Annotated in this window: 1 protein-coding gene; it reads right to left on the reverse strand. The window is 55.0% G+C overall.

The features are described from left to right. Window positions 1–522 (reverse strand): transposase (locus tag ACEE09_RS09285; RefSeq protein WP_449084097.1); only part of this gene is annotated, 522 nt, incomplete at its 3' end. Window positions 523–536: the final 14 nt, after the last annotated feature.

Below are 536 nucleotides of genomic sequence, written 5' to 3' on the forward strand. Positions count from 1 at the left end.
GTAGATTGCATCGATAAACACAGCCAGGTAGACCGTTTCTAGGGGCCTGGCGGCCCATTCATTCATCTGGTCAAGGACCGTTGCGGTGATACGGCTGATGGTGTCTTTACTGATGCTGGCCCCATAGATTTGCTCGAAGTGGGCTGCGATGTCACCGTAGGTGAGTCCTTTGGCGGCCAGGGAGAGGATGATTTCATCGACGTTTTTGAGTCGACGGGCTCGTTTGGGCACGATGGTCGGTTCGAAGGAGCCGTCGCGGTCGCGGGGGACTTTGATGTCGATGGGGCCGACGGTGTCGGTGAGGATTCTTTTGGTGCGGTAGCCGTTTCTGGTGTTTTGGCTTGTTTGGTTGGGGTTTTCGGCGTGTTTGGGGTAGCCGAGGTGGTCGGTGAGTTCTTCGTCGAGGGCAGCTTGGATGATGTCTTGGGTGAGGGTTTTGAGTAGGGTGTCGCTGCTGAGGTCTAGGCCTTGTTCTTTGGCTTGGGTGATGAGGTTTTGGGCGAGTTGGTGTTCTGTTGTCATGGTGTTATTTTCTC

Source organism: Rothia sp. 88186D007BW (assembly GCF_053544215.1).